Origin of the sequence: Sphingomonas hankookensis, from assembly GCF_022664465.1 — a bacterium.
GTDB lineage: Bacteria > Pseudomonadota > Alphaproteobacteria > Sphingomonadales > Sphingomonadaceae > Sphingomonas > Sphingomonas hankookensis.
On sequence record NZ_JAKREV010000030.1, the window covers coordinates 1 to 1,667 of the forward strand.

1 pseudogene is annotated in these 1,667 nt (G+C 64.4%); it reads right to left on the minus strand.

What is annotated here, in order from left to right:
- Positions 1-217: 217 nt before the first annotated feature.
- Positions 218-1,514: pseudogene (locus MF610_RS18960) on the minus strand (IS110 family RNA-guided transposase).
- Positions 1,515-1,667 lie beyond the last annotated feature (153 nt).

The window sequence follows — 1,667 nt, forward strand, 5'->3', positions numbered from 1 at the left end:
AACGTCCTATGTCGGGAAGCAGCGGCGGGTTTTGGCCAGCAGATATCCATGCGCCGACAACCGTCGGCGCGGCATGCAATCTGAGCCAGATGGCTCCCACCGTCAACGGGATCGCTCCCTGCCATAGCAAACACAGGATCCAGCAGCGCCGAGGCGGCCGTGGTCCTCACCATCCTTAAAACGAGATACGCACCCAGGTGGAAGGCCCGAACATTATCTACAGGGTCGCTCGACGAGCGCCCTCACGGCACTTGCAGAGAGGGGTCCTTCCACCTGGCATCCGACCGTTCGAGGAACGGCCGGTACTCTGTCCCCGTCTTGATGACGGCGTGAGCCACGCGCGCCATCTTGGCGGTGAGCGCCGTCATCGCCTTGCGGCGACGGTCGGCATCGTCCGCGTGCCCGGCGACATATCGTCCGAGCTTGTCGCGGAAGCTGTTGTCGCGCTGACGCGCGGCGACCTGGGCAGCCATCCAGAAGGTCCGGCGCAGGCGCGCATTGCCGTACTTGGACAGCTTCGTGCGGCCACGGAACGTGCCTGACTGACACGTTGCGAGATCGAGACCGCAGAACTTCAGGAACTGACGATGATGGTTGAAGCGCCGCAGATCACCGGCCTCGGCCAGGATGGTCAGCGCGTTGATCGGACCGATGCCCGGAATGTTGCGCAGCAGCTGGTAGTCGACGTCATCGGCGAGCCGCGCATGGGCCAGCCGCTCGATCTCGTCTCGCTGGTGGATGAGGCTGCGGCCCTGCGCGATGACCATGCGGAACATGGTGATGGCGGCTGAGTTCTCCGGCACCGGCAGTGCCGTCGAGGCGGACGCCGTCTCGTAGATGTCGTTGATGAGGCGTGCCTTGGAGACCTTGCGGCCGATGAGCGGCCATGCCGCGGCCGAGAACGCCTCGCGGTCCAGCGCCGTGATGGTGGCCGGCGTCGGAAACCGCTCGATGAGCGCCAGGAACCAGTCGGACCGGCTGTTGCCTGCGAAGCGGGCGATCTCGGGGAAGTACAGCGGCAGGTAGTGGGTCAGGATCCGATGCCAGGTCTGCGTCTTCATCCTTGAGATCGTCTCGTGAGTCTTCGAGAGCTCCTGCAGGTCGTTGATTCCGGCCACCAGCGGGTCGACGTAGCGCTGCGTCGCACCGATCCGCAGCATGTGCAGGATGACCTGCGCGTCCTTGGAGTCGTTCTTGTCCCAGCCGTTGTGCAGCGCCTCGCGCGTTCTGGCGAGCGCGACCGACGAGATGAGGCGCAGCTCGAACCCTGCCGTCAGCAGCCGGTGCGCCAGCGTACGATGGTAATTACCCGTCGCCTCGAACCCGACGATGATAGGGCGCCCGATAGCAGCGAGTTGCTCGGCAAAGCCGTCATAGTCCTGCCTGGTCGCCATGACGGTCATCCGCCGGCGCCGGCCGCCTTCCGGTCGCTCGATGAGAACCTCCTGTCGGCTCTTGGACATGTCGATGGCTACCAGCACGGCGCCGGCAGGCGTAGAGGTGAGCTTGGTCATGGTCGGTCGGCCTCCAAAGTGTTGTCTCGACAACCTCACTTTAGATACCTGCTGACCGGCCATGGCTTGCCCTGATGAAGTCTGCGGCCGCTACGCGGCCTTGTCTTCATCAGGGCCATAGCGGCTCCCGAACCAGCGCTTCCCAATGTGCTA